Origin of the sequence: Sinomonas sp. ASV486, assembly GCF_030908215.1 — a bacterium.
Classification (GTDB): Bacteria; Actinomycetota; Actinomycetes; order Actinomycetales; family Micrococcaceae; genus Sinomonas; species Sinomonas puerhi.
Genome location: NZ_JAVFJK010000001.1, coordinates 220,159 through 242,598, shown reverse-complemented (window position 1 = coordinate 242,598; position 22,440 = coordinate 220,159). Strand labels below are relative to the sequence as shown.

Here is a 22,440-nt window from a genome sequence, read left to right as displayed (position 1 = left end):
GGCCCATGGTACACGGGCCCCTGCCCGACCGGTCCGCCCGCGGCCGCCCGAGACCGAGTCCTGCACGCGGCATGGGAGAATTCCTCAATCTGAGGGACCGCTTGGGGGGACGAATGGCCGAGGCTGCTCAGCGTCAGGGAAACGCTGCCGTATTCATTGATCTGGAGAATCTGTTCGGAGGGTATTCCAAGGACGTGGGCTCGGTGCCACTGGCGCCGATCGCCAGGCAGCTCCTGAGCCTCCTCCACAACGGGAACCGGGCCCGGGCCACGGCTATCCGCGCCTACGCGAACTGGGCCCAGCCGGCCATGCGCTCCTATCAGGACGATCTCCTCGCCCACGGGATCGAGGCCGTCCAGGTCTTCTCCTTCACCCGGAACGTCAAGAACGCGGCGGACATCCAAATGTGCGTCGACGTCCTTGCTGAGGCTCAGGACCGGCCGTGGACGGATACCTTCGTCATCGTGAGCGGCGACGGCGGATTCGTCCCGCTCGTCCGCCGGCTCCGACAGCTCAACAAGCGCGTGATCGTGGCCTCGACCAACCACGCAGCCGCTGGCGCCGTCAACCGCCTCCTGGCATCGGCCGCCGACGAGTACCACGTGCTCGAGGTCGCCTCGCCTGAGCCAGCACCAGCGAAACCGGCCGCCGCGCCCGGCCGGGCTACCGGTCCGACCCTCAAGGAATACCGCGCCGAGATCCTCGCGGCGATCGAACGCAACCCCGGGATGCGGGTCAAAGGCAGAGTCGACGGCTCTCCCCTCGGCCAGCATCTGCGGCAGAAGTGGCCCTCCGTGACGTTCAAGGACTTCGGCTCGGCCACGCTCGGCGCCTTCGTCGAAGAGCACTGCGGGCTCGCGGTCCACCGGCCCGGTGCCCCCACGGCACCTGCGGCCCCGCCGGAGCCCCAGCGCCGGGTGAGCCCATCCACGCAAGCCAGCGCGCCGCCGTCGTCCGCGGAGCCCTCCGACGACGAGAACCGAGCGGCCTACCTCCGTGCCGTTCGGGCCCTCTTCCTGAGCGGACCGCTTGGCGCGGTGGTGGACGCAAGGAAGCGGCTGCCCGCCGCCGAGGCCGGGTTGCTCGTGCGCCGGCATGTTGCCGGAACCGACTTCAGCGACGTCGGGTATAGCAAGTTCGCCGGGATGCTTCAGGATGCGCTCGTGGCAACGCCGTTTGCGCTCGACCGCGACGAGAGGCATGGCTACGTGGTGCACCGGCGTTCGGCGTCTGCCGCGGGCTAGGACTGGCTGGCCCCTGCCTCAGCAGTGGCCTTGATCTTCTCGAGCAGTTCCGTCTGGCTGCGCTCCGACATCTTCATCACGAGGGAGTCCACGGCCGCATCAGCCCAGTTGGACGGGAGTACCTCGTATGCGTACGTGAGCTTGGTCCCGCTGCCCTCCGGAGCCACGGAGATTCTGAACTCGGGGCCAAAGGAGGACTTCGAGGTGAAGTGCTCGTCCGGGACGTACTCGGTGTACTCGTGGGTCGTCTTCAGCGGGATGCCCAAAACCTTCCAAGACGCCGTGAACGTTGTCCCAACACCCGCGGGTGTGACCGTGTGGTTTGAGATCTCGACGTCTTCCCCCAGCCACACCGAGGGGTCCTTGACGAGCTCGAACACCCTCTCGACCGGCGCCGCGATGCTGATCTCGTCCGACGCGGCCAGGAGGTGAGTGCCCCGGGGCTTCTCGTCGGCAGCGGTGACCGCCTTCTGCCCCGTCTCGACGAGGCTCTTGACGTTCGCCACCATTGCCTCAATGTCGCCTTCGGTCCATTTGACCAGCAGCGCGTGGAGCGGGACGCGAACGAGCGGCGTCTGAACGTCGATGTCTTCGTCAACCGTGAGGGCGGTCCCGCCTTCGACCGGCTCGAGGGCAAACGTCACAACGGGTCCGGCCGAGGCCTTGGAAACGATGCGCTGGTTGGGGATCACTTCCCGATACTCGTGAGTCACAGACATGTTGACGCCGAAGATCTTGGCGGTCCACTTGGCCGACGTACCCACTCCGCCGGGCTTGATGTCGAGGTCGGTGACCTCGGATTCACTGGGGAACGCGAGCATCCAATCGGTCGGATCGCTCAAGAAGGCGAACACCTTTTCCACGGGGGCATTGATCGTGACGCTCCGGACGAGGCTCTGTGCCATCGTTCTCATCTCCTCTGGGAGGGCGGCCAGGCCGCCTTCGGATCGGCTGCGCCTTCAGTCAAGCGAATCGCGGACGGCCGGCCCAGAGGAGAAGGTCCCCGGGGTCGCGATGCCGACGGCCGCAGAAGCCATCGGCCGGAGGCCGACAAGCCGGGGCCAAGGCGCCGAAGCCGCAACCCGCAAGAGGGAGGCCCGTAGGCGCCGCTGGAAGCTGGGGCCCCGGAGCCGGCGGCCGCAGGATCCCGCGCGTCCCTCCCCACCTTTCGGTACCGTGCTCCCCAGCTTTAGCCTTCAACCCGCAGGATCCCGCGGAACCCGCGAGCGCCGAGCGCCGGCACGCGCCAAGAGCTGGGGAGCACGGTACCGATCAGCCATCCGTGCAGCACCCAGAGAGACCCGACCGGGTGCCGTCTCATCCGAGACCTAGGGAGCACGGTACCGATCAGCCATCCGTGCAGCACCCACCGGACTCGGCCCGCCCTAGAGGTCCTCTCGCGAAGAGTGCTTCCTGCGCGGAAGGCCCTCGAAGGCCTTCTCGGCTGCCAGCCGGCCGCAACGCGTCCCTTCGCGTCGATGCGGCACCTTGCCCACGCCGGACCACCGTGTCGCACCTTGTCCACATATGAGTTGTTGTCCACATAGGAGTTGAAGCCGCCGCAGTACCGGATTGGAGCCAGCGACGATGAGGGCATGCCCAACGTCAAGGAGCTCGTCGCTCTGAGGAATGGCGCCGCCCGCACGGGGGAACTCCTGTCCCTGGGCGTGAGCCGCCGTCAACTGCAGGCAGCGCTGGCGAAGGGCTCGATCGAGCAGCCGGCGCGGGGCGTCGTCGCACTTCCCGACGCCGACCCCCTGCTCGTGCGGTGCCTGACGACCAACTCCCTCCTGACCTGCGTGTCCGCAGCCGAAAACCACGGACTCTGGGTGCTGCACGAGCCCGAGAAGGTGCATCTGCTCCGGTCCGACGGGCGCCTGGTGTCGGACCGAGCCGTAGTGCACCGGCAGTCGTGGGCCGCTGCCGACCCGGGGAGCCGGTTCGCATCCCTCGCCGACGTGGTGCTGCATGCCCTCTCCTGCCTGCCCGAGCTTGAGGCCCTCGTGATTGCCGAGTCCGCTGTCCAGAAGGGATTGTCGAAGGACTACCTGCTCGCGCAGTTGCCAGGGCGCCGCAACGGCCGTGTACGCGCGGTGCTCGATCTGATCGAGCCGGGGGCCGACTCGCTCGTGGAGACTCTTGCCCGGACCCATCTGCGCCGGGCAGGCCTGCGCGTACGGTCGCAGGTAGAGATTGGAGGCGTCGGTTGGGTGGATCACCTCGTCGAGGAATGCGTGATCCTCGAGACCGACGGCAAGGAGCACCAGAAGCCCGCGAGCCGGTACAAGGACTACGCGCGTGATGCCCACGCGCAGACGCTGCGTCTGGCGGTAGTTCGGGTCGGCTACGGCGATGTGGTGCATCATCCGGATCAGATGGTTGAGCGGGTCAAGGCCGTCGTGGCGGCTCGGCTTTCCATGGGCAGGCTGCCAGTCCTGTGAGGCGTGCGTTCCTCCCCACCTTTCGGTGCCTTCGTCCCCAGCTTCTGCCTTCAACCCGCATGATCAAGGGGCTCGCGGACACGCTGCAACGCGGGTGGCCCCAAGAGCTGGGGACCACGGTACACGCTCGCGTGGCCGCCTCCGAGGCCGACCACAGCACGCGCAAACCTCTATCCGCGCGCCAGCCACGAGCCGACAGGCCCCCGCCGCCAACCCACCAGTCAGCCCGCACGCCGCTCACGCCGCCGGGTAGGGCTCCCAGGAACCAGCGGGCGTTGTGACAGCGGTGGCCGAACGGACTCCGTCGAGGATCGCCTCGCGCACAGCTTGGGCGGCGGCGATCTGGACCATCATGAGCCCCACGACGCGGCCCGCGTCCGTCGAGCGGTCGAACTCGATGGCCCTCGTCGAGACACCGAAGATCGTGTCGCCGTCGACCTGCGTATGGCTGGGGTCCAGGGCCCGGGCCAGGCCCGAGTGCGCGGCGGTCGCGAGCCGCCTGCTCTCCGCCGGTGTCAGTGCCGCGTTGGTGGCGACCACCGCGAGCGTCGTGTTCAGCGACTCGGGCGAGCGGGCGGCGTCGTGCACGGTGCCGTTGACCACGGGCGCGCCGGACCAGCCCTCCCCCATATGCGCGCCAGCCTCGGCGAAGACCGGGAACCCCGCAGCGTTCACCACGGCGATCGCTCCCACGACGATCCCCTCAGGCAGCGAGACCTCGGGCGCCCCGGGCGGCCCCGGCACGGCCCCGCCGGGAAGTCGCACGGAAGCCATCCCGACGCCGCCCTTGTACTGCCCCCTGCCGAGCACCGCACCGGTGCCGGCCCCGACGCAGCCGCGGAGGCCGCCGTCGGACGCGTCCTCGAGACCCACGGCAGCGGCAGCGGCCGAGTACCCCATCGCGGCATCGGGTCGCGCGCGGAAGTCGCCCCCGCGGCCGAGGTCGAAGATCACAGCCCCGGGCACGATCGGCACCACGCCGCCCATCACAGGATGCCCCTGACCCTGCTCCTCGAGCCACAGCTGGACACCGCTGGCGGAGGCGAGCCCGTACGCGCTCCCGCCGGTCAACGCGATCCCGTCCACGGTCTGCACGAGGGTCGAGGGGTCGAGGGCGTCAGTCTCGATCGTTCCAGGCCCACCCCCTCGCACGTCCACCCCTCCGGCGCTGCCGGGAGGAAGCACGACGGCGGTCACTCCCGTGAGCCACCCACCGTCCGTGCGCTGTGCGTGTCCAACCCGGAGCCCGGGCACATCGAGAAGGGATCCCATGGGCCCATTCAACGCGGGGGCCCGTGATGTTGGCCACTCCCGATACCAACACAGGGTTAACTCTCGGATACACGAGGGGAAATTCATCCCACGTTCACCAGATTTCGGTGACCCGTAACATCGCGCCATGATCCACTATCCCGGGGGGTTTTGGAGTATGCCCAAGACCGAAGGAAGGTCTTCTCAATGTCCTATGCCATCCGCCGGGTTCGTCCATGAGCGATCTAACACTGGAACGCAGTTCGCAGTCCCCATCAGCTCAGCCGAAGCCAGAGCACCGGCGCCCACGATTCGCAGGCCGCACGCGGCGCGATTTCTGGGTCTTCCTCGCGTTCGCCCTCCCGAACCTGGTGCTGATCGGGGTGTTCACGTACCGACCGCTCTTCACGAACCTCCAGTACTCGTTCCTCGACTGGACGCTCGGCTCGAAGACCGCCCGGAACATCGGGCTCGACAACTACGTCACGTTCTTCACGAGCGACGACGCCCCCCGAGTCCTCGGCACCACGGGCCTCTTCACGGTACTCACCGTGGGGCTCTCCATGGTCTTGGGGATCCTCGTGGCCCTCGCCCTGAACGCGAAGGTCCGCGGCACCACATTCGCTCGGTCAGCGGTGTTCGCCCCCTACGTCCTCTCGGGCGTGGGCGTGGGCCTCGTCTGGATGTTCATCTTCGACCCCGGCTACGGCGCCCTCTCGTGGGTCCTGCGGAGCTTCGGCGCGAAGAGCCCGGAGTGGTTCAACAACCCGCAGCTCGCGCTGACGATGGTCATCATCGTGTATGTCTGGAAGAACCTGGGCTACTGCGCGGTGGTGTACCTCGCGGGGCTGCAGTCCCTCCCGAACGACGTCATGGAAGCCGCGTCGCTCGACGGCGCCGGGCCTGTGCGCCGCTTCCTGAGCATCAGCCTCCCGCTGCTCTCCCCCACCACGTTCTTCCTGCTCATCACCACGATCATCTCGAGCCTCCAGGCCTTCGACCTGATCAGGATCATGACCCCGCTCGGCAACGGCACGAGCACCCTGATCTACGAGGCCTACCTCCAGGCCTTCGGCGCGTACAACCGCGCCGGCTACTCGGCCTCGATCTCCGTGGTCCTCTTCGTGATCCTGCTCGTCATCACCGTGGTGCAGATCCGTTTCGTCGAGAAGAAGGTGCACTACGCATGAGCGCCCCCGCACCCGTCGAAGTCTCCGCCCACGCCGGTGAACCCGTCCGACCGCGTCCGTTCTCGTCGCAGAACCTCGTCCGCACCATCGCCGGCGGCTACCTGCCGCTCATCATCGCGACGCTCATCATTGCCCTGCCCCTGCTGTGGATGGTGCTGAGCTCGTTCAAGACGCCACACGAAATCCTCACGACGGACCTCAAGATCCTCCCCGACTCGGTCACCCTGGACAACTACGCCACGGCCATGACCACCGTGCCGTTCGGGCGGTTCTTCCTCAACTCGGCGATCGTCACCGCCGTCGGAGCCACCGTCAAGGTCACCCTCGCGATCATGACCGCGTACGCCCTAGTGTTTGTGCGCTTCCCGTTCAAGAACGTGATCTTCGTGCTCATCCTCGTGGCGCTCATGGTTCCCTCGCAGGTCTCGATCCTGCCGAACTACGTGCTCATCGCGGGCATCGGCGGGAAGAACACCCTCTGGGGCATCATCCTCCCGGGCCTCGGCACGGCATTCGGTACGTTCCTCCTTCGACAGCACTTCATGACGCTGCCCGGCTCGATCCTCGAGGCGGCGGAGATCGACGGCGCCGGTCACTGGAAGCGCCTGTGGCAGGTCGTGGTGCCGATCTCGGTCCCCTCGATCGCCACCGTGGCGCTCGTGACGATCGTGTCCGAGTGGAACGACTACATCTGGCCCCTCATCATCACGGACAAGCCCGAGGTCATGACGCTGCCCGTAGGCCTGACCCTGCTGCAGAACTCCGAAGGCGGTGGCGGCACCTGGGGCATCCTCATGGCGGGCGCTGTCCTCGTGATCCTTCCGGTGCTCATCGTCTTCGCGATGCTCCAGCGCTACATCGTCGCTGGCCTCACCCAGGGCTCCGTCACCGGCTAGGCGCTGCGGGCGGAGTCGGCGCACGACGCCGCCCGCTCGCCTCGAGCGCGACGCTGGCCACCCGCCGTCGTGCGCCCCCAGACCCGTTCCCCAAAGCACCCATAACGAAAGGCACACCATGTCATTCCGACTCGACCGCCGCCATTTCCTGGGCCTGGCCGGAGCCGGCACAGCCGCTGCGGCCCTCGCCGCGTGCGGTGGCCCGGACACCTCGGGCACCGCGGCAACCACCGCCGCAGCGGACATCGACTTTTCGGGCGTCAAGCCCGCCGCGACGTTCGACTTCTGGTCGAGCCACCCCGGCAAGTCCGAGGATGTCGAGAAGCAGCTCATCGAGAAGTTCCAGACCGCCAACCCGAGCATCAAGGTCAACCTCGTCACGGCGGGCGCCAACTACGAGGAGACCGCACAGAAGCTCCAGGCCGCCCTGGCCGCGAACACGGGCCTGCCGGCCGTCTCGGTGCTCTCGGACGTGTGGTGGTTCCGCTTCTTCATCAACGACAGCATCATCTCGCTGGACTCGCTCAACAAGCAGCTGGGCGTCAACGTGGGCGACTACCGCGACTCGCTCGTGCAGGACTACCAGTACAACAGCAAGCAGTGGGCCATGCCGTATGCCCGGTCCACGCCGCTGTTCTACTACAACAAGGACCACTTCAAGGCCGCTGGTCTGCCTGACCGTGCGCCGACCACGTGGACCGAGTTCGCTGAATGGGCCCCCAAGCTCAAGGCATTGGGCGCTGCGCAGAACGCGTTCCAGTACGGCCCGCTGGCGGGCTACGCCGGCTGGACCATGCAGAACAACCTGTGGGGCTGGGGCTCGGGCTGGTCCAAGGGCTGGGACATCACGTGTGACTCGGACGACGCCGTCGCCGCGATGCAGTGGATCCAGGACTCGGTCTACAAGGACAAGTGGGCCGGCGTGTCCTCGAAGGATCAGGGCGCCGACTTCGCGGCAGGCATCGCCTCTACCACGATCAACTCGACCGGCGGACTCGTGGGCATCCTCAAGGATTCGAAGTTCAACGTGGGCGTCGGCTTCCTCCCGGGCGGCCCCAAGGCCTCCAAGCCCGTGGTCCCGACCGGCGGCGCCGGGCTCGCGATCTCCGCGGGCGTGACCAAGGAGCAGCAGCTCGCCGCGGCCATGTTCATCAAGTTCGTGGGCGAGCCCGAGAACGCCGCGCTCTTCTCCTCGGCAACCGGCTACATGCCGGTGCGCAAGTCCGCGGACATGACCGCAGTGCTGGCCAAGACACCGCAGATCCAGACCGCGATCGACCAGCTCGCCGTGACCAAGGTCCAGGACAACGCCCGCGTCTTCCTCCCGGGTGCGGACCAGGAGATGGGCAAGGCCGTCGCCAAGATCGTCACTCAGCAGGGCGACGTCAAGGCCACGCTCGCGGACCTCAAGAAGACGCTGACCGGCATCTACGAGAAGGACGTCAAGCCGAAGCTGAAGGCCTAGCCTCCGCCTGCGGCAACCGCACACAACGGCGCCGCTCACCTCCCGGGGTGAGCGGCGTCGTCGCGCTTCACGGGCGTCGGAGGACGGATCAGACCCGGACGACGAGCTTGCCGCGCACGTGGCCGGTCTCGAGCCTGCGGTAGGCCTCGGCGGCATGGTCGAGCTCGAAGACATCGGCAATCTCGACCTTGAGCGTTCCCTCGGCCGCGAGCTGTGCCAGCTCGGCGAGCTGCTCCGAGTGGGGGCGGACCCACACGTACTGGCCGCCGTAGGTGTCGCGGGCGCGAGGGTCGGTGATCGAGGCAACCATGCCGCCCTCGCGGAGCAATTGCGGGACCGTGTCCATCGCGTCGCCGCCCACGAAGTCGAGGATCACGTCGAAGCCCTCGGGGGCCAGGGCCCTCGCGGCGTCCACGAGGCCGTCTCCGTAGGCGACAGGCTCCGCCCCGAGCGAGCGGAGGTAGCCGTGGTTGGGCTCCGACGCCGTGCCGATCACACGCGCGCCCGCGAGGACCGCGAGCTGGACTGCGAAGGAGCCCACGCCGCCCGCGGCGGCATGGATGAGCACGGTCTGCCCGGCCGAGACGCCCGCCCGCCGCACGGTCTGGAGCGCCGTGAGGCCGGTGAGCGGCAGCGCGGCGGCGGGCTCGAAGCTCAGGCCCTCAGGCTTCCGAGCCGCCGTCCGCACGGGAACCTCCACGTACTCGGCAAGCGTCCCGCCGGAGATCACGTCCTTGCGGGCATAGGCGAGGACCTCGTCGCCCGCGGCGAACTCGGGAGTGTCCAGGCCCGGCCTGACCACGACGCCGGCGACGTCCCAGCCCGGCACCGCGGGGAACACGGTATCGAGCACACTGCGGAGGTAGCCTTCGCGGGCCTTGTAGTCCACAGGGTTGATGCTCGCGGCCTTCACCTTCACGAGCACGGAATCGGAGCCCGGATGCGGCGTGGGGAGGTCAGTGAGCTCGAGGACGTCCGCGGAGCCGTAGGTGCTATAAGTCAATGCCTTCATGCCTGTGGCCAACCCGGCGCTGCCGAGAGGTATTCCGTCAGGACGGGATCGGGACCGGGGCGACCCCGAGGGGCTCCAGTTCGGAGGCGCCGCCGTCCTCCGCCGTGAGCACCCAGATGCCGCCCGTGTGCCGCGCCACGGAATGCTCCCACTGGGAGGCGCGCGCGCCGTCCGTCGTCACGACGGTCCACTCGTCGTCGAGGGTCTTGGTCTCGATGGATCCGCGCACAAGCATCGGTTCGATCGCGAGGGCCATGCCCGGCTTGATCTTGGCGCCGCGGTGGCCGGTGCGGTAGTTCAGCACGTCGGGCGCCATGTGCATCTCGGAGCCGATGCCGTGCCCCACATAGTCCTCGAGGATGCCGAGCGGAGCGCCGTCCTGGGCGGACACGAAGTCGTCGATCGCGTCACCGACGTCGCCCACGTGGGACCCGGTGGCAAACGCCGCGATGCCCCGCCACATGGCCTGGCGCGTCATCTCGGACAGGCGCACGTCCTCCGGATCGCCCTCCCCCACGATCACTGTCCGGGCCGAGTCGGCATTCCAGCCGCGCACGATGCACCCGCCGTCAATCGAGAGGATGTCGCCGTCGACGAGCTTCCGCGGGCCGGGGATGCCGTGGACCACCTCGTCGTTGACGGACACGCAGATGTGCTTCGGGTAGCCGTAGTAACCGAGGAAGTTGTACTGGGCGCCGGCGGCGTCAACCACTTCGGCGAACGCCGCGTCGATCTCGTCGGTCGTGGCTCCCGGCTTCACGGCGGCCACGGCCGCGTCCAGCGCCCGGCTCAGCAGGACGCCCGCCTCCGCCATGATCCGCAGCTGCCCGTTGTTCTTGTACTCGATCTTCCGCTGGCTGCCCACAGCCATCCTCTCCTCGTCACTCACCCTCAGGACTGACGAAGCGCCGCCCGGAGGTTGCCCGCCGGACGGCGCCACGCGTCGTCGTGCTCAAAAAGCCTCTACGAGGCCGACTTGACGGACTCGATGGCCGCCAGCACGCGCTCGGTGACCTCGTCGACGGCGCCGATGCCGTCCACGCGGGTCAGCGTGCCGCGGTCCGCGTACTGCGACACCACGGCCTCAGTCTGCGTGTGGTACAGGTGGAGGCGGTGACGGATCACGGCCTCGGTATCGTCGCTGCGGCCAGTCTCCTTGGCGCGGTTCAGGAGGCGGGCAACCAGCTCGTCGTCGTCCGCGGTGAGCTGGAGCACGACGTCGAGCTGCTGGCCCTTCTCCGCGAGGATCCCGTCGAGGTACTCGACCTGGGCCACCGTGCGGGGGTAGCCGTCGAGGAGGAAGCCGTTGGCGGCGTCGTCCTCGAGGAGGCGGTCACGCACCATGTTGTTCGTCACGGAGTCCGGGACGAAGTCGCCTGCGTCCATGAACTTCTTGGCCTCGATGCCAAGCGGAGTCTGCTCCTTGACGTTGTAGCGGAAGATGTCTCCCGTGGAGATCGCTACGATCTCGAGGCGCTCGGACACACGTTCTGCCTGGGTGCCCTTGCCGGAGCCGGGAGGGCCAATAAGGAGCATTCTCGTCATCGCAATAGTCCTTCGTAGTGCCGCTGTTGGAGCTGCGCATCGATCTGCTTGACCGTCTCCAGGCCAACGCCCACCACAATCAGGATCGACGTGCCACCGAACGGGAAGTTCTGGTTCGCGTTGACGAGCACGAGCGCGATGAGCGGGATAAGAGCCACGATTCCCAGGTACAGGGCACCCGGCATCGTGATGCGCGAAAGTACGTACTGCAAGTAGTCCGCAGTAGGCTTCCCGGCACGGATGCCGGGGATGAAGCCCCCGTACTTCTTCATGTTGTCGGAGACCTCTTCAGGGTTGAAGGTGATCGCGACGTAGAAGTATGTGAAGAAGATGATCAGCAGGAAGTAGATGACCATGTACATCGGGTGATCGCCGCGGGTCAGGTTGTTGTTGATCCACTCGACCCAGCCCGCGGGCGCGGAGCCGTCATGCGGGGTGTTGAACTGCGCGAGGAGCGCGGGCAGGTAGAGCATGGACGAAGCGAAGATCACGGGGATCACGCCGGCCATGTTGACCTTGATCGGGATGTACGTGCTCGTCCCGCCCACGGTGCGGCGGCCGATCATGCGCTTCGCGTACTGAACCGGCACGCGGCGCTGGGACTGCTCGACGAAGATGACGAGCGTCATGGTGACGAGGCCGATCACGAGCACAATGAAGAAGGTGCCCGGGCCCTTCGAGGTCCAGATCGCGCCCAGCGAGGACGGGAACTGCGCGGCGATGGACGTGAAGATCAGCAGGGACATGCCGTTGCCGATGCCCTTCTCCGTCACGAGCTCGCCCATCCACATGATGAGGCCGGTTCCGGCCGTGAGCGTGATGACCACGAGGATCGTGGCGACGATGCTCGTGTCCGGGATGATCGGCAGCTGGCAGTTCGGGAACAGCTGGCCCGAACGGACGAGCGAGACCAGCGTCGTCGCGTTCAGCAGGCCCAGCGCGATCGTGAGGTAGCGCGTGTACTGGGTCAGCTTCGTCTGGCCGGACTGGCCCTCGTCGTACAGCTCCTGGAACCGCGGAATGACCACGCGGAGCAGCTGCACGATGATCGACGCCGTGATGTACGGCATGATGCCGAGCGCGAAGATCGACACCTGGAGGAGCGCGCCGCCGCTGAACAGGTTCAGCATCTGGTAGATGCCGGTCTGCTCGCCCTGGACGCCCGGGGAGATGCACACCTGGACGTTGTGGTAGTTCACTCCCGGCGAGGGGATGAAGGCCCCGAGCCGGAAAATGGAAATGATCGCGAGCGTGAACAGCAGCTTGCGCCGCAGGTCGGGCGTCCGGAATGCCCGGCCAATCGCAGAAAGCACGCTTCTCCTCCCCCGAGTCGAGGAATGTAGAGTCGTCACTCCGAGACGCGGGTGAGCGCTTCGGAGCATGGGTCCAGCTCACGAGTCTAGCGGCACGGGCCCCTGAGCGGATAATTGGGCGCCCCGTCCCGGGCCGAGCGGCACCTACGGTGCGGCGAACGGGGAAGGGCCCGGTCGCCGTCGTGCGCCCCGCGCCGCCGCACGCTGGGGCCGACTTAAAGCGTGAGGCCCCGGTCGGCGTCGTGAATAATCACGACGCCGACCGGGGCCTTTGTGCTCACGGCGTCAGCCGGGTGCCACTAGCCTCTCAGAGGACGTTCGCGGAACCGCCGGCCGCGACGATCTTCTCCGAGGCGGACGCCGAGAAGGCGTGCGCCGTGACGTCGACCTTGACGGTGATGTCGCCGGAGCCGAGAACCTTGACCGGCTCGTTCTTGCGAACGGCGCCCTTGGCCACGAGATCCTCGACCGAAACAGCGCCACCCTCCGGGAAGAGCTCGGAGAGACGGTCCAGGTTCACCACCTGGAACTCGACGCGGAACGGGTTCTTGAAGCCACGGAGCTTCGGCAGGCGCATGTGCAGCGGAAGCTGCCCGCCAGCGAAGCCAGCCTTGACCTGGTAGCGGGCCTTCGTGCCCTTGGTGCCACGACCGGCGGTCTTGCCCTTGGAGCCCTCACCGCGACCCACACGGGTCTTCGCGGTCTTGGCGCCAACGGCGGGACGCAGGTGGTGGACCTTGAGCGCGGAAGACTTCTCAGCCTTCTCAGTCTCTGCCTTGGCAGCGTTTTCGTTCTCAGCCATTTACTTCGCCTCCTCAACCTTCACGAGGTGCGGAACCGTGTTGACCATGCCAACGGTGACCGCGTCTGCCTTACGGGTGACCGTGTGGCCGATCCGCTTGAGGCCGAGCGACCGCAGGGTATCGCGCTGGTTCTGCTTGGCGCCGACGACGCCCTTGATCTGCGTGATCTCCAACGTGGCGTCGGAGGGAGCCAGGTTCTTCGCCATGACTCATGCACCTGCCTTCGTGTTCTGGAGGTTCCGCACGAGTGCAGCCGGAGCGACATCTTCCAGCGGAAGGCCACGGCGTGCAGCCACGGCCTGCGGCTCCTCGAGGTTCTTGAGCGCCTTGACCGTCGCGTGGACGATGTTGATGGCGTTCGAGGACCCGAGGGACTTGGACAGCACGTCGTGGATACCGACGCACTCGAGCACGGCGCGCACCGGACCGCCGGCGATAACACCGGTACCCGGGGCAGCCGGACGGAGCAGGACGACGCCTGCAGCGGCCTCACCCTGCACGAGGTGCGGGACGGTCGTGCCGACGCGCGGCACGCGGAAGAAGGACTTCTTGGCCTCCTCCACGCCCTTGGCGATGGCCGCGGGGACCTCCTTGGCCTTGCCGTAGCCGACGCCGACCATGCCGTTGCCGTCGCCAACCACCACGAGGGCGGTGAAGCTGAAGCGACGGCCGCCCTTGACGACCTTGGCGACGCGGTTGATGGTCACCACGCGCTCGATGAACTGGCTCTTCTCGGCATCGCGACCACCGTCGCGGCCACCACGGCCACCACGGTCGCCGCGGCCCTGGCCACGACCCTCGCCACGACGGCCGCCGCGGCGGTCATCGGTGGCGGGAGCGGACTCAGCAGCCTCGGGTGCATTCTGCTCAGACACGTTGTCCTTCTCTGCGTTCACTGCGTTCTCTGCGCTCACAGGGCCAGCCCACCTTCACGTGCGCCGTCCGCGATCGCAGCAACGCGGCCGTGGTACTTGTTGCCACCGCGGTCGAACACGACGGCCTCGATGCCAGCAGCCTTCGCACGCTCGGCGATGAGCTCGCCCACGCGCTTGGCCTTGGCGGTCTTGTCGCCGTCGAACGCGCGGAGGTCGGCCTCGAGGGTCGAGGCGGAGACCAGCGTGATGCCCTTGCTGTCGTCGACAACCTGGACGAAGACGTGACGCGAGGAACGGTTCACCACGAGACGGGGACGCTCGGCGGAACCGATGACCTTCTTGCGGAGACGGAAGTGGCGACGGGTCCGAGCCTGCTGCTTGGACTTGGCGGCGCGCTTCTTGTTGATACCCAGAGCCATGGTTACTTACCAGCCTTTCCGACCTTGCGGCGGACAATTTCGCCGGCGTAGCGGATGCCCTTGCCCTTGTACGGGTCGGGCTTGCGCAGCTTGCGGATGTTGGCCGCAACCTCACCGACCTGCTGCTTGTTGATGCCGGAGACCGAGAACTTCGTCGGGTTCTCGACCGCGAACGTGATGCCCTCGGGGGCATCGACGTTCACGGGGTGCGAGAAGCCGAGCGCGAACTCGAGGTTCGAGCCCTTGGCCTGCACACGGTAACCGGTGCCGACGATCTCGAGCTTCTTCTCGTAGCCCTTGGTCACGCCCTCGATCATGTTCGAGATCAGGGTGCGGGTCAGGCCGTGCAGCGAACGCGAGGCGCGCTCGTCGTTCGGGCGGGTCACCGAGAGGGTCGTGTCGTCGAGGGAGACCTCGATCGGGCTGGCCACAGTGTGGGTCAGCTCGCCCTTGGTGCCTTTGACGGTCACCACGGAGCCGTCGATCTTGACCTCGACGCCGGCGGGGACGGTGATGGGGAGACGTCCAATGCGGGACATATCTTCTTCTTCCTTCCCTTACCAGACGTACGCGAGGACTTCGCCGCCGACGCCCTTCTTGGCGGCCTGACGGTCAGTCAGGAGCCCAGAAGAAGTCGACAGGATGGCGATGCCGAGGCCGCCCAGCACGTGCGGGAGGTTCGTGGACTTCGCGTACACGCGGAGGCCCGGCTTGGAGATGCGGCGAACACCGGCGATCGAACGCTCACGGTTCGGGCCGAACTTGAGGTCCAGGGTCAGCTTCTTGCCGACCTCGGCGTCCTCTTCCTTCCAGCTGGCGATGTAGCCCTCTGCCTTCAGGATGTCTGCAACACGGACCTTGAGCTTCGACGACGGCATGGAGACCGTGTCGTGGTAGGCCGAGTTGGCGTTGCGCAGACGGGTAAGCATGTCTGCGACGGGATCAGTCATAGTCATTGTGGGCTCATGCCCTTCCTCGTAACGGTTTCCGGCTGTGCCCTCTTGGGCGCGCCGGACCTTTCACGCAGTGATTCAGTCTTCGGTCTTGAACGGGAAGCCGAGGTGCTTCAGAAGCGCACGGCCCTCGTCATCGGTCTTCGCGGTCGTGACAACCGTGATGTCCATGCCACGGAGGCGATCGATCTTGTCCTGGTCGATCTCGTGGAACATCACCTGCTCGGTGAGGCCGAACGTGTAGTTGCCGTTGCCGTCGAACTGCTTGCCCGAGAGGCCACGGAAGTCGCGGATACGGGGCAGCGCGAGGGTGACGAGGCGGTCCACGAACTCCCACATACGGTCGCCGCGAAGCGTCGTGAAGGCGCCGATCGGCATGCCCTCACGAAGCTTGAACTGGGCGATCGACTTGCGGGCCTTCGTGACCTGCGGCTTCTGGCCAGTGATCAGGGTGAGGTCGCGCACGGCGCCCTCGATGATCTTCGAGTCCTTGGCGGCGTCACCGACGCCCATGTTGACGACAACCTTGACCAGGCGGGGAACCTGGTTGACGTTCTCGTACTTGAACTCTTCCTGGAGCGCCTGCTTGATGTTCTCCGCGTACTTCGTCTTCAGACGAGGAACGACCTTCACCGGAGTCTCGACAGTCTCAGTCATCAGATGTCCTTCCCGGTGGCCTTGGAGTAGCGGACGCGGACGTTCTTCGTGACGCCGTCCTTCTCCACCGTCTCGACGCGGAAGCCAACCCGGGTGGGCTTCTTCGTCTCGGGGTCCACGAGGGCCACGTTGGAGACGTGGATCGGGGCTTCGACCTGCTCGATGCCGCCGGTCTTGGTGCCGCGCTGCGACTGGCCGACCTTGGTGTGCTTCGTGACGCGGTTGATGCCCTCGACGAGCACGCGGTTCGTCTCGGTGAACACCTTCAGGACCTTGCCCTGCTTGCCCTTGTCACCGCCCTTGTCCTGCTTGGTGCCGGTGATGACCTGGACCAGGTCGCCCTTCTTGATCTTTGCGCCCATAAGTCAGAGCACCTCCGGAGCCAGCGAGACGATCTTCATGAACTTCTTGTCACGCAGCTCGCGGCCGACCGGGCCGAAGATGCGCGTGCCACGGGGGTCGCCGTCGTTCTTGAGGATGACTGCAGCGTTCTCGTCGAACTTGATGTAGGAGCCGTCCGCACGGCGGCGCTCCTTCTTGGTACGGACGACGACGGCCTTGACCACGTCGCCCTTCTTCACGTTGCCGCCAGGGATCGCGTCCTTGACGGTGGCGACGATCACGTCGCCGATGCCTGCGTAGCGGCGGCCAGATCCACCGAGAACACGGATGGTGAGGATTTCCTTCGCACCCGTGTTGTCGGCGACCTTGAGCCGCGACTCCTGCTGAATCACTTCTACTCCTTACGTCACGCCGGTTCTCGTACCGCGTTGCAGCATGCGGCCGAGCCTTGCGGAACGGTTGTTGGGGCGTCTCTCGACCCGTCTGGATGTGGCCAGAACGGGCCTGAATCACCGTGCCGAGCGCATTTGTCCCCTTCCTGCCCGAGAGCAGCGCCGGGGCGCTCCCCTTCGGCAGAAGGGCATTATGCGGTGGCACGATGGTTCACGAGGTACTGACGGCATGGCGAAGCCAACCGTACAAGCTCAATATCGTACCACGGCGCTCCTGTCCACCCCGAACGCCCACCTCCAACCCTCGCCTCCACCCCGAACGCCCACTGAGCAGCCCACGCAGGCAGGAACGCCCGACGCCGCTCATGTCCACCCCGAACGCCCACGCCCACCCCGAACGCCCACTGAGCAGCCCGCGCAGGCAGGAACGCCCGACGACGCTCACGTCCACCCCGAACGCCCACTGAGCAGCCCGCCCAGGCGGGAACGCCCGACGCCGCTCATCTCCACCCCGAACGCCCACGCCCACCCGAACGCCCACTGAGCAGCCCGCACAGGCAGGAACGCCCGACGACGCCGCTGGGGTCCCGACGTCGTGCTCCCACTGGCAGTGCTGCCGTAGCGGACAAGCGCCCTTCAAGCGCGCTTGTCCGCTACGGCAGCGCTGCTGGCTGGTCGCAGGCCCATCTGGATGAGCTTCGCGCGAAACTGGGCAGGCCTTTTCAGATCGGACCAATCGAGCCGCAGCACCGGATGGTTGAGACCGAGGAGCCGATTCTCCCGCTTCTTCTCGCGGCGGATGATCTCGCGGGGGTCCTCGCCATGCGTGAGTTCGGTGCGGAAGTACTTGCCCCAGCCATCGAACTCGCCAACCGGCTCGAGCTTCCCCGGAGCCGTCACGGCACGGTTCCCCTCAACGTCGCCCCAGTAATAGTCAGTGCGTCCCACGAATCCGAGCTGGTCGAAGTGTTCCGCCTGGAGCATCGGTTCCGGGAAGCCGAAGAGCAGCATCAGCGCCCGCCCCACGGACTCACCCGGCGACTCGGCGCCCGAGCGGGCCAGGCGTGCGATCCGCTCCGCCCGGGATCGGTGCGAGCGGTGCGGAAGCGCTGCGATCGCGTCGGCCACCGCAGCGCGGTCAAGCAGCGGGACATCGGGCTGACGGCGAAGAACCCCATCTGCGACGGTCAGCGCCCGCGCGAACTTCGCTGTAGCTAGAACCTCCGCAAGCGCATCGGCGAGCGGGACAGCTTCGAACTCGCCGACCGGGATTGACTCGATGGCGGCGTGGTGGTGCCGTCGGATCTGGTGCGAACCACGTTCTCTGGCCTGCATTGCGGACGCCGATTCCCCCCGGACGTCAAAGGTGCTCGGCCGCACGCCAAGTCGGCTGGTTGTCACTGTCGCGACATCTACCGTCAGCGGCGCCTTCACCGTGGGAACCCGATGAAGGAACAAGGCGGTCTCGCCGCAGAAGACCACGCCTGGATTGGCCAGCGCGTGCGCCGCCAACGTCAGGCGGAAACGGCCATCGGCCTCAAGGCCGCACCACACGTCGGTCGGGACATAGAAACCACGGCGCAACCTCGCGATCGCCCCAGCCGCGAACTGGCTCCGCGGATCGGCCGAGGGCCCGTGGAGGTCGCGGCGCGACGTGTCAATGAGATGTCCGAGTGGGTCCATGACCACGAGTTTTGCGGCCGAGAACGCGACGCGCATGCCCCAGTCCGCGCTATGTGGACAACACGCGCTGCGGTCCGCCTGTGGAGGACGAGGGAGGAGGACGAGCGACCGAGTCCGGTCCATGGGGCCCACGCCTGCCCAGTCGTGCCGACGGACCCGAGCGGACTGACCGACAGGTCTGCCGCTCGGGTCCTGCACCCAGACCCGGCACCCCGGGCCCACCCACCGAGGTCCGGTACCCCGGCACCCCGGGCCCGGCACCCACCAGCTCAGCGCCCCGGGCCCGGCACCCACCAGCCCGGCACCCCCGGGAAGCGCTGACGTAGCCGACGAGCGCGCTTGAGAGCGCCTTGTCCGCTACGTCAGCGCTGCCCGAGTAGTGATTGTGCAGAGCAGGGATTGCGGCCGCAAGGCGCAAGGCGGAAGGCCCGCCCCCTCCGAAGAGGGAACGGGCCTTCGCAGCACTGCAGGGAGACGCGGGAGCCGCGAGTCCTTACTTGGCCTTCTCGAGGATCTCGACAAGGCGCCACCGCTTGGTGGCGGACAGCGGCCGGGTCTCCGCGATGAGAACAAGGTCGCCGATACCGGCGGAGTTGTTCTCATCGTGGGCCTTGCGCTTCTCGGTACGGCGGATGACCTTGCCGTAAAGCGAGTGCTTCACGCGGTCCTCAACCTCGACGACGATCGTCTTGTCCATCTTGTCGGACACGACGTAGCCGCGGGCGGTCTTGCGCTGACCGCGCTCCTGGGCAGAAGCGTTCTCCGTCACGTTGTTCTCTTCGCTCACTTGGCGTCCTCCTCGGCAGCCTCGGCCTGCTCGGCCTTGGCAGCCTTCTTAGCCGCCTTCTTGTCGTCCTTCGCCTCGACGACCGCCGGAGCGGCCTCGGCACGAATGCCGAGCTCGCGCTCGCGCAGGATCGTGTAGATGCGGGCGATGTCCTTCTTGACCGCACGGAAGCGGCCATGGTTCTCGAGCTGGCCGGTGGCCGACTGGAAGCGCAGGTTGAACAGCTCTTCCTTGGCCTTCTTGAGCTCCTCGAAGAGGCGCTCGTTGTCCAGCTGGTCGAGCTTCTCAGCCGTCAGGTCCTTCGAACCGACTGCCATTCTCATTCACCACCTTCGCGGCGCACGATGCGCGCCTTCAACGGGAGCTTGTGGATGGCGAGGCGCAGGGCCTCGCGCGCCACCTCGTCAGAGACACCGGAGAGCTCGAAGAGCACACGGCCGGGCTTGACGTTGGCGATCCACCACTCCGGAGAACCCTTACCGGAACCCATGCGGGTTTCGGCAGGCTTCTTGGTCAGCGGACGGTCCGGGTAGATGTTGATCCAGACCTTGCCGCCACGCTTGATGTGACGGGTCATGGCGATACGAGCGGACTCGATCTGACGGTTGGTCACGTAGGCAGGCGTGAGGGCCTGGATGCCGTACTCGCCGAACGAGACCTTGGTGCCGCCGGTAGCAGCGCCGGAACGACCCGGGTGGTGCTGCTTGCGGTGCTTCACACGACGCGGGATAAGCATTTAAGCCTCTCCTCCTTCTGCCGCCGGAGCAGCGGCTCCTTCTGCTGCCGAGGCTGCAGGGGCCTCGGCTGCCGCGGGGGCAGCCTGAGCCGGACGGTCGCCGGCCGGACGACGGCGGCGCTCGCCACCGGGACGACCCGGACGGTCGCCGCGGTCGCCGCGGTCGCCGCGGGGGCCGCGGGACGGAGCGGCGGCTGCCTGGGCAGCCAGCTCCTTCGACGTCACGTCGCCCTTGTAGATCCAGACCTTCACACCGATGCGGCCGAAGGTGGTCTTGGCCTCGTAGAAGCCGTAGTCGATGTTCGCGCGGAGGGTGTGCAGGGGCACACGGCCCTCGCGGTAGAACTCCGAGCGAGACATCTCGGCGCCGCCGAGGCGGCCCGAGCACGCGATACGGATGCCCTTGGCACCGGCGCGCTGCGCCGACTGCATGGCCTTCTTCATCGCGCGGCGGAACGCGACGCGGCTCGAGAGCTGCTCCGCAACGCCCTGGGCGACGAGCTGTGCCTCGATCTCGGGGTTCTTGACCTCGAGAATGTTCAGCTGGACCTGCTTGCCGGTGAGCTTCTCGAGCTCGCCGCGGATGCGGTCCGCCTCGGCGCCGCGGCGGCCGATCACGATACCCGGACGGGCCGTGTGGATATCCACGCGGACACGGTCGCGGGTGCGCTCGATCTCGACCTTGGCGATGCCGGCGCGCTCCATGCCGTTGGTCATGAGCTGGCGGATCTTGACGTCCTCACGGACGAAGTCCTTGTAGCGCTGACCGGGCTTGCTGCTATCGGCAAACCAGTGCGAGACGTGGTCGGTGGTGATGCCGAGTCGGAACCCGTGCGGGTTGACCTTCTGTCCCATTTAGCGGGCCTCCTCGTTCTCCGGGGTCGCCACGACCACAGTGATGTGGCTGGTGCGCTTCTTGATGCGGTATGCGCGACCCTGGGCACGCGGCTGGAACCGCTTCATGGTCGGGCCCTCGTCGACGAACGCCTCAGAGATGTAGAGGTCGCTCTCGTCGAACGCGACGCCGTCGCGGTCGGCGAGGACACGGGCGTTGGCCATCGCCGAGGCGAGGACCTTGTAGACCGGCTCCGAAGCTGCCTGCTGGGCGAACTTCAGGATTGCCAGAGCCTCATTCGCCTGCTTGCCACGAACAAGGTTGACGACGCGCCGGGCCTTCATCGGCGTTACGCGGATGTGACGCGCAATTGCCTTGGCTTCCATTGCTTTCCTTCTCTTTCTCAGAGCTAAGCGCTGCTGCTGCCTCACGGCAGGGATCAGCGGCGCTTGCCCTTCTTGTCGTCCTTCACGTGGCCGCGGAATGTCCGCGTCGGGGCGAATTCGCCGAGCTTGTGCCCGACCATCGACTCGGTGACGAAGACCGGGATGTGCTTGCGCCCATCGTGCACGGCGATCGTGTGCCCGAGCATGTCGGGGATGATCATCGAGCGGCGGGACCAGGTCTTGATGACGTTCTTGGTGCCCTTATCGTTTTCCCTGGCGACCTTCACAAAGAGGTGCTGGTCAACGAAAGGACCCTTCTTCAGGCTGCGTGGCATGTGTCCAGGCTCCTATCGCTTGTTCTTGCCGGTACGACGACGACGGACGATGAGCTTGTCGCTCGCCTTGTTGGGGCGACGCGTGCGGCCCTCGGGCTTGCCGTTCGGGTTGACGGGGTGACGTCCACCGGACGTCTTGCCCTCGCCACCACCGTGCGGGTGGTCAACCGGGTTCATGGCGACACCGCGGACGGTCGGGCGGACGCCCTTCCAGCGCATGCGGCCGGCCTTGCCCCAGTTGATGTTCGACTGCTCGGCGTTGCCGACCTCGCCGACGGTCGCGCGGCAGCGGACGTCGACGTTGCGGACCTCGCCCGACGGCAGGCGGAGCTGGGCGAACTTGCCCTCCTTCGCCACGAGCTGGATCGAGGCACCGGCGGAGCGGGCCATCTTGGCACCGCCGCCCGGACGGAGCTCAACAGCGTGGATCACGGTACCGACCGGGATGTTGCGCAGCGGCAGGTTGTTGCCGGGCTTGATGTCGGCGTCCGGACCGGACTCGACGATGTCGCCCTGAGCGAGCTTGTTCGGCGCGATGATGTAGCGCTTGGTGCCGTCCACGAAGTGGAGCAGCGCGATGCGCGCGGTGCGGTTCGGGTCGTACTCGATGTGAGCGACCTTGGCGTCGACACCGTCCTTGTCGTGACGACGGAAGTCGATCAGACGGTACTGGCGCTTGTGCCCGCCGCCCTTGTGACGCGTCGTGATCTTGCCCGTGTTGTTGCGGCCGCCCTTCTTGGGGAGCGGACGCACCAAGGACTTCTCCGGCGTCGAGCGCGTGATCTCTGCGAAGTCGGCCACGCTCGAGCCGCGACGGCCCGGGGTAGTCGGCTTGTAGTTACGGATTCCCATTTACCTGTTCCTCGTTAAAGTGGTCTCC

28 protein-coding genes are annotated in these 22,440 nt (G+C 66.9%); 5 read left to right on the top strand and 23 right to left on the bottom strand.

Features of this window, described 5'->3' with window-relative positions:
• Positions 1–113: 113 nt before the first annotated feature.
• On the top strand, positions 114–1,244 hold the full coding sequence (locus RBS60_RS01090) for an NYN domain-containing protein (RefSeq protein WP_307955660.1): 1,131 nt from the start codon (positions 114–116) through the stop codon (positions 1,242–1,244).
• Here the strand turns inward: RBS60_RS01090 and RBS60_RS01085 are convergent.
• Positions 1,241–2,149 carry an SRPBCC family protein gene (locus tag RBS60_RS01085; RefSeq protein WP_307955659.1) on the bottom strand — a complete coding sequence of 303 codons (909 nt, stop codon included), beginning with the start codon at positions 2,147–2,149 and terminating at the stop codon, positions 1,241–1,243. The two genes, RBS60_RS01090 and RBS60_RS01085, sit on opposite strands and share 4 nt — an antisense overlap.
• Positions 2,150–2,839: 690 nt before the next feature.
• Here RBS60_RS01085 and RBS60_RS01080 point away from each other — a divergent pair.
• Positions 2,840–3,685, top strand: coding sequence for a type IV toxin-antitoxin system AbiEi family antitoxin domain-containing protein (locus tag RBS60_RS01080; protein WP_307955658.1), 846 nt, complete (start codon positions 2,840–2,842; stop codon positions 3,683–3,685).
• A gap of 237 nt (positions 3,686–3,922) precedes the next feature.
• Here the strand turns inward: RBS60_RS01080 and RBS60_RS01075 are convergent, their stop codons facing one another.
• On the bottom strand, positions 3,923–4,957 hold the full coding sequence (locus tag RBS60_RS01075; protein ID WP_307955657.1) for a P1 family peptidase: 1,035 nt from the start codon (positions 4,955–4,957) through the stop codon (positions 3,923–3,925).
• A gap of 215 nt (positions 4,958–5,172) precedes the next feature.
• On the opposite strand from RBS60_RS01075, the gene RBS60_RS01070 reads away from it, so the two are divergent.
• From RBS60_RS01070 to RBS60_RS01060, 3 genes are all read left to right on the top strand, one after another.
• Complete coding sequence (locus tag RBS60_RS01070) at positions 5,173–6,126, top strand: sugar ABC transporter permease (protein WP_307955656.1); 954 nt, start codon at positions 5,173–5,175, stop codon at positions 6,124–6,126.
• Entirely contained in the window at positions 6,123–7,022 is a 900-nt protein-coding gene (locus tag RBS60_RS01065; protein WP_307955655.1) for a carbohydrate ABC transporter permease, read from the top strand. The genes RBS60_RS01070 and RBS60_RS01065 overlap by 4 nt, the downstream gene beginning before the upstream one ends.
• 118 nt (positions 7,023–7,140) lie before the next feature.
• The gene (locus RBS60_RS01060) at positions 7,141–8,487 is read left to right on the top strand and encodes an ABC transporter substrate-binding protein (protein WP_307955654.1); all 1,347 of its coding nucleotides are present in this window, start codon (positions 7,141–7,143) and stop codon (positions 8,485–8,487) included.
• An 88-nt stretch (positions 8,488–8,575) separates the two neighbouring features.
• Here the strand turns inward: RBS60_RS01060 and RBS60_RS01055 are convergent, their stop codons facing one another.
• From RBS60_RS01055 to rplB, 21 genes are all read right to left on the bottom strand, one after another.
• Entirely contained in the window at positions 8,576–9,499 is a 924-nt protein-coding gene (locus RBS60_RS01055; protein WP_307955653.1) for an NADP-dependent oxidoreductase, read from the bottom strand.
• 37 nt (positions 9,500–9,536) lie between these two features.
• Positions 9,537–10,370 carry a type I methionyl aminopeptidase gene (gene map, locus RBS60_RS01050; protein ID WP_307955652.1) on the bottom strand — a complete coding sequence of 278 codons (834 nt, stop codon included), beginning with the start codon at positions 10,368–10,370 and terminating at the stop codon, positions 9,537–9,539.
• Between the two features lie 92 nt (positions 10,371–10,462).
• Positions 10,463–11,035: an adenylate kinase gene (locus tag RBS60_RS01045; RefSeq protein WP_307955983.1), complete on the bottom strand. Its 573-nt coding sequence runs from the start codon at positions 11,033–11,035 to the stop codon at positions 10,463–10,465.
• A gap of 5 nt (positions 11,036–11,040) precedes the next feature.
• The gene (gene secY / locus RBS60_RS01040) at positions 11,041–12,357 is read right to left on the bottom strand and encodes a preprotein translocase subunit SecY (RefSeq protein ID WP_307955651.1); all 1,317 of its coding nucleotides are present in this window, start codon (positions 12,355–12,357) and stop codon (positions 11,041–11,043) included.
• Positions 12,358–12,664: 307 nt separating this feature from the next.
• Positions 12,665–13,159 carry a 50S ribosomal protein L15 gene (gene rplO / locus RBS60_RS01035; RefSeq protein ID WP_307955650.1) on the bottom strand — a complete coding sequence of 165 codons (495 nt, stop codon included), beginning with the start codon at positions 13,157–13,159 and terminating at the stop codon, positions 12,665–12,667.
• Complete coding sequence (gene rpmD, locus RBS60_RS01030; RefSeq protein ID WP_307955649.1) at positions 13,160–13,366, bottom strand: 50S ribosomal protein L30; 207 nt, start codon at positions 13,364–13,366, stop codon at positions 13,160–13,162. It lies immediately after the preceding gene.
• Between the two features lie 3 nt (positions 13,367–13,369).
• Entirely contained in the window at positions 13,370–14,035 is a 666-nt protein-coding gene (rpsE, locus tag RBS60_RS01025; protein WP_307955648.1) for a 30S ribosomal protein S5, read from the bottom strand.
• Between the two features lie 35 nt (positions 14,036–14,070).
• A complete protein-coding gene (gene rplR / locus RBS60_RS01020) occupies positions 14,071–14,454 on the bottom strand; it encodes a 50S ribosomal protein L18 (protein ID WP_307955647.1) in 384 nt (127 codons plus the stop codon).
• Between the two features lie 2 nt (positions 14,455–14,456).
• Positions 14,457–14,993 carry a 50S ribosomal protein L6 gene (gene rplF / locus RBS60_RS01015; RefSeq protein WP_307955646.1) on the bottom strand — a complete coding sequence of 179 codons (537 nt, stop codon included), beginning with the start codon at positions 14,991–14,993 and terminating at the stop codon, positions 14,457–14,459.
• An 18-nt stretch (positions 14,994–15,011) separates the two neighbouring features.
• Positions 15,012–15,410: a 30S ribosomal protein S8 gene (gene rpsH, locus RBS60_RS01010; RefSeq protein ID WP_307955645.1), complete on the bottom strand. Its 399-nt coding sequence runs from the start codon at positions 15,408–15,410 to the stop codon at positions 15,012–15,014.
• A 75-nt stretch (positions 15,411–15,485) separates the two neighbouring features.
• Positions 15,486–16,064, bottom strand: a complete 579-nt coding sequence (rplE, locus tag RBS60_RS01005) for a 50S ribosomal protein L5 (protein WP_307955644.1) — start codon at positions 16,062–16,064, stop codon at positions 15,486–15,488.
• The gene (gene rplX, locus RBS60_RS01000; protein ID WP_307955643.1) at positions 16,064–16,426 is read right to left on the bottom strand and encodes a 50S ribosomal protein L24; all 363 of its coding nucleotides are present in this window, start codon (positions 16,424–16,426) and stop codon (positions 16,064–16,066) included. The genes rplE and rplX overlap by 1 nt, the downstream gene beginning before the upstream one ends.
• Positions 16,427–16,429: 3 nt before the next feature.
• Complete coding sequence (gene rplN, locus RBS60_RS00995) at positions 16,430–16,798, bottom strand: 50S ribosomal protein L14 (RefSeq protein ID WP_043119386.1); 369 nt, start codon at positions 16,796–16,798, stop codon at positions 16,430–16,432.
• 636 nt (positions 16,799–17,434) lie between these two features.
• Positions 17,435–18,481: a hypothetical protein gene (locus RBS60_RS00990; RefSeq protein ID WP_307955642.1), complete on the bottom strand. Its 1,047-nt coding sequence runs from the start codon at positions 18,479–18,481 to the stop codon at positions 17,435–17,437.
• Positions 18,482–18,974: 493 nt separating this feature from the next.
• Positions 18,975–19,268, bottom strand: coding sequence for a 30S ribosomal protein S17 (gene rpsQ / locus RBS60_RS00985; protein ID WP_307955641.1), 294 nt, complete (start codon positions 19,266–19,268; stop codon positions 18,975–18,977).
• Entirely contained in the window at positions 19,265–19,585 is a 321-nt protein-coding gene (gene rpmC, locus RBS60_RS00980) for a 50S ribosomal protein L29 (RefSeq protein WP_307955640.1), read from the bottom strand. Before rpmC ends, rpsQ begins: the two co-directional genes overlap by 4 nt.
• A 2-nt stretch (positions 19,586–19,587) precedes the next feature.
• On the bottom strand, positions 19,588–20,004 hold the full coding sequence (gene rplP / locus RBS60_RS00975) for a 50S ribosomal protein L16 (protein WP_208709945.1): 417 nt from the start codon (positions 20,002–20,004) through the stop codon (positions 19,588–19,590).
• Positions 20,005–20,859: a 30S ribosomal protein S3 gene (rpsC, locus tag RBS60_RS00970; protein WP_307955639.1), complete on the bottom strand. Its 855-nt coding sequence runs from the start codon at positions 20,857–20,859 to the stop codon at positions 20,005–20,007.
• Positions 20,860–21,225 carry a 50S ribosomal protein L22 gene (gene rplV, locus RBS60_RS00965; RefSeq protein WP_208709949.1) on the bottom strand — a complete coding sequence of 122 codons (366 nt, stop codon included), beginning with the start codon at positions 21,223–21,225 and terminating at the stop codon, positions 20,860–20,862. It lies immediately after the preceding gene.
• Between the two features lie 53 nt (positions 21,226–21,278).
• Complete coding sequence (rpsS, locus tag RBS60_RS00960) at positions 21,279–21,560, bottom strand: 30S ribosomal protein S19 (protein WP_208709951.1); 282 nt, start codon at positions 21,558–21,560, stop codon at positions 21,279–21,281.
• Between the two features lie 12 nt (positions 21,561–21,572).
• A complete protein-coding gene (rplB, locus tag RBS60_RS00955) occupies positions 21,573–22,412 on the bottom strand; it encodes a 50S ribosomal protein L2 (protein ID WP_307955638.1) in 840 nt (279 codons plus the stop codon).
• Positions 22,413–22,440 lie beyond the last annotated feature (28 nt).

Coding starts and splice junctions, on each gene's coding strand:
- RBS60_RS01090 (WP_307955660.1), top strand. CDS start 114: ATGGCCGAGGCTGCTCAGCGTCAGGGAAACGCTGCCGTATTCATTGAT.
- RBS60_RS01085 (WP_307955659.1), bottom strand. CDS start 2,149: ATGGCACAGAGCCTCGTCCGGAGCGTCACGATCAATGCCCCCGTGGAA.
- RBS60_RS01080 (WP_307955658.1), top strand. CDS start 2,840: ATGCCCAACGTCAAGGAGCTCGTCGCTCTGAGGAATGGCGCCGCCCGC.
- RBS60_RS01075 (WP_307955657.1), bottom strand. CDS start 4,957: ATGGGATCCCTTCTCGATGTGCCCGGGCTCCGGGTTGGACACGCACAG.
- RBS60_RS01070 (WP_307955656.1), top strand. CDS start 5,173: ATGAGCGATCTAACACTGGAACGCAGTTCGCAGTCCCCATCAGCTCAG.
- RBS60_RS01065 (WP_307955655.1), top strand. CDS start 6,123: ATGAGCGCCCCCGCACCCGTCGAAGTCTCCGCCCACGCCGGTGAACCC.
- RBS60_RS01060 (WP_307955654.1), top strand. CDS start 7,141: ATGTCATTCCGACTCGACCGCCGCCATTTCCTGGGCCTGGCCGGAGCC.
- RBS60_RS01055 (WP_307955653.1), bottom strand. CDS start 9,499: ATGAAGGCATTGACTTATAGCACCTACGGCTCCGCGGACGTCCTCGAG.
- map (WP_307955652.1), bottom strand. CDS start 10,370: ATGGCTGTGGGCAGCCAGCGGAAGATCGAGTACAAGAACAACGGGCAG.
- RBS60_RS01045 (WP_307955983.1), bottom strand. CDS start 11,035: ATGCTCCTTATTGGCCCTCCCGGCTCCGGCAAGGGCACCCAGGCAGAA.
- rplO (WP_307955650.1), bottom strand. CDS start 13,159: ATGGCTGAGAACGAAAACGCTGCCAAGGCAGAGACTGAGAAGGCTGAG.
- rpmD (WP_307955649.1), bottom strand. CDS start 13,366: ATGGCGAAGAACCTGGCTCCCTCCGACGCCACGTTGGAGATCACGCAG.
- rplR (WP_307955647.1), bottom strand. CDS start 14,454: ATGGCTCTGGGTATCAACAAGAAGCGCGCCGCCAAGTCCAAGCAGCAG.
- rplF (WP_307955646.1), bottom strand. CDS start 14,993: ATGTCCCGCATTGGACGTCTCCCCATCACCGTCCCCGCCGGCGTCGAG.
- rpsH (WP_307955645.1), bottom strand. CDS start 15,410: ATGACTATGACTGATCCCGTCGCAGACATGCTTACCCGTCTGCGCAAC.
- rplE (WP_307955644.1), bottom strand. CDS start 16,064: ATGACTGAGACTGTCGAGACTCCGGTGAAGGTCGTTCCTCGTCTGAAG.
- rplX (WP_307955643.1), bottom strand. CDS start 16,426: ATGGGCGCAAAGATCAAGAAGGGCGACCTGGTCCAGGTCATCACCGGC.
- RBS60_RS00990 (WP_307955642.1), bottom strand. CDS start 18,481: ATGGACCCACTCGGACATCTCATTGACACGTCGCGCCGCGACCTCCAC.
- rpmC (WP_307955640.1), bottom strand. CDS start 19,585: ATGGCAGTCGGTTCGAAGGACCTGACGGCTGAGAAGCTCGACCAGCTG.
- rplP (WP_208709945.1), bottom strand. CDS start 20,004: ATGCTTATCCCGCGTCGTGTGAAGCACCGCAAGCAGCACCACCCGGGT.
- rpsC (WP_307955639.1), bottom strand. CDS start 20,859: ATGGGACAGAAGGTCAACCCGCACGGGTTCCGACTCGGCATCACCACC.
- rplV (WP_208709949.1), bottom strand. CDS start 21,225: ATGGAAGCCAAGGCAATTGCGCGTCACATCCGCGTAACGCCGATGAAG.
- rpsS (WP_208709951.1), bottom strand. CDS start 21,560: ATGCCACGCAGCCTGAAGAAGGGTCCTTTCGTTGACCAGCACCTCTTT.
- rplB (WP_307955638.1), bottom strand. CDS start 22,412: ATGGGAATCCGTAACTACAAGCCGACTACCCCGGGCCGTCGCGGCTCG.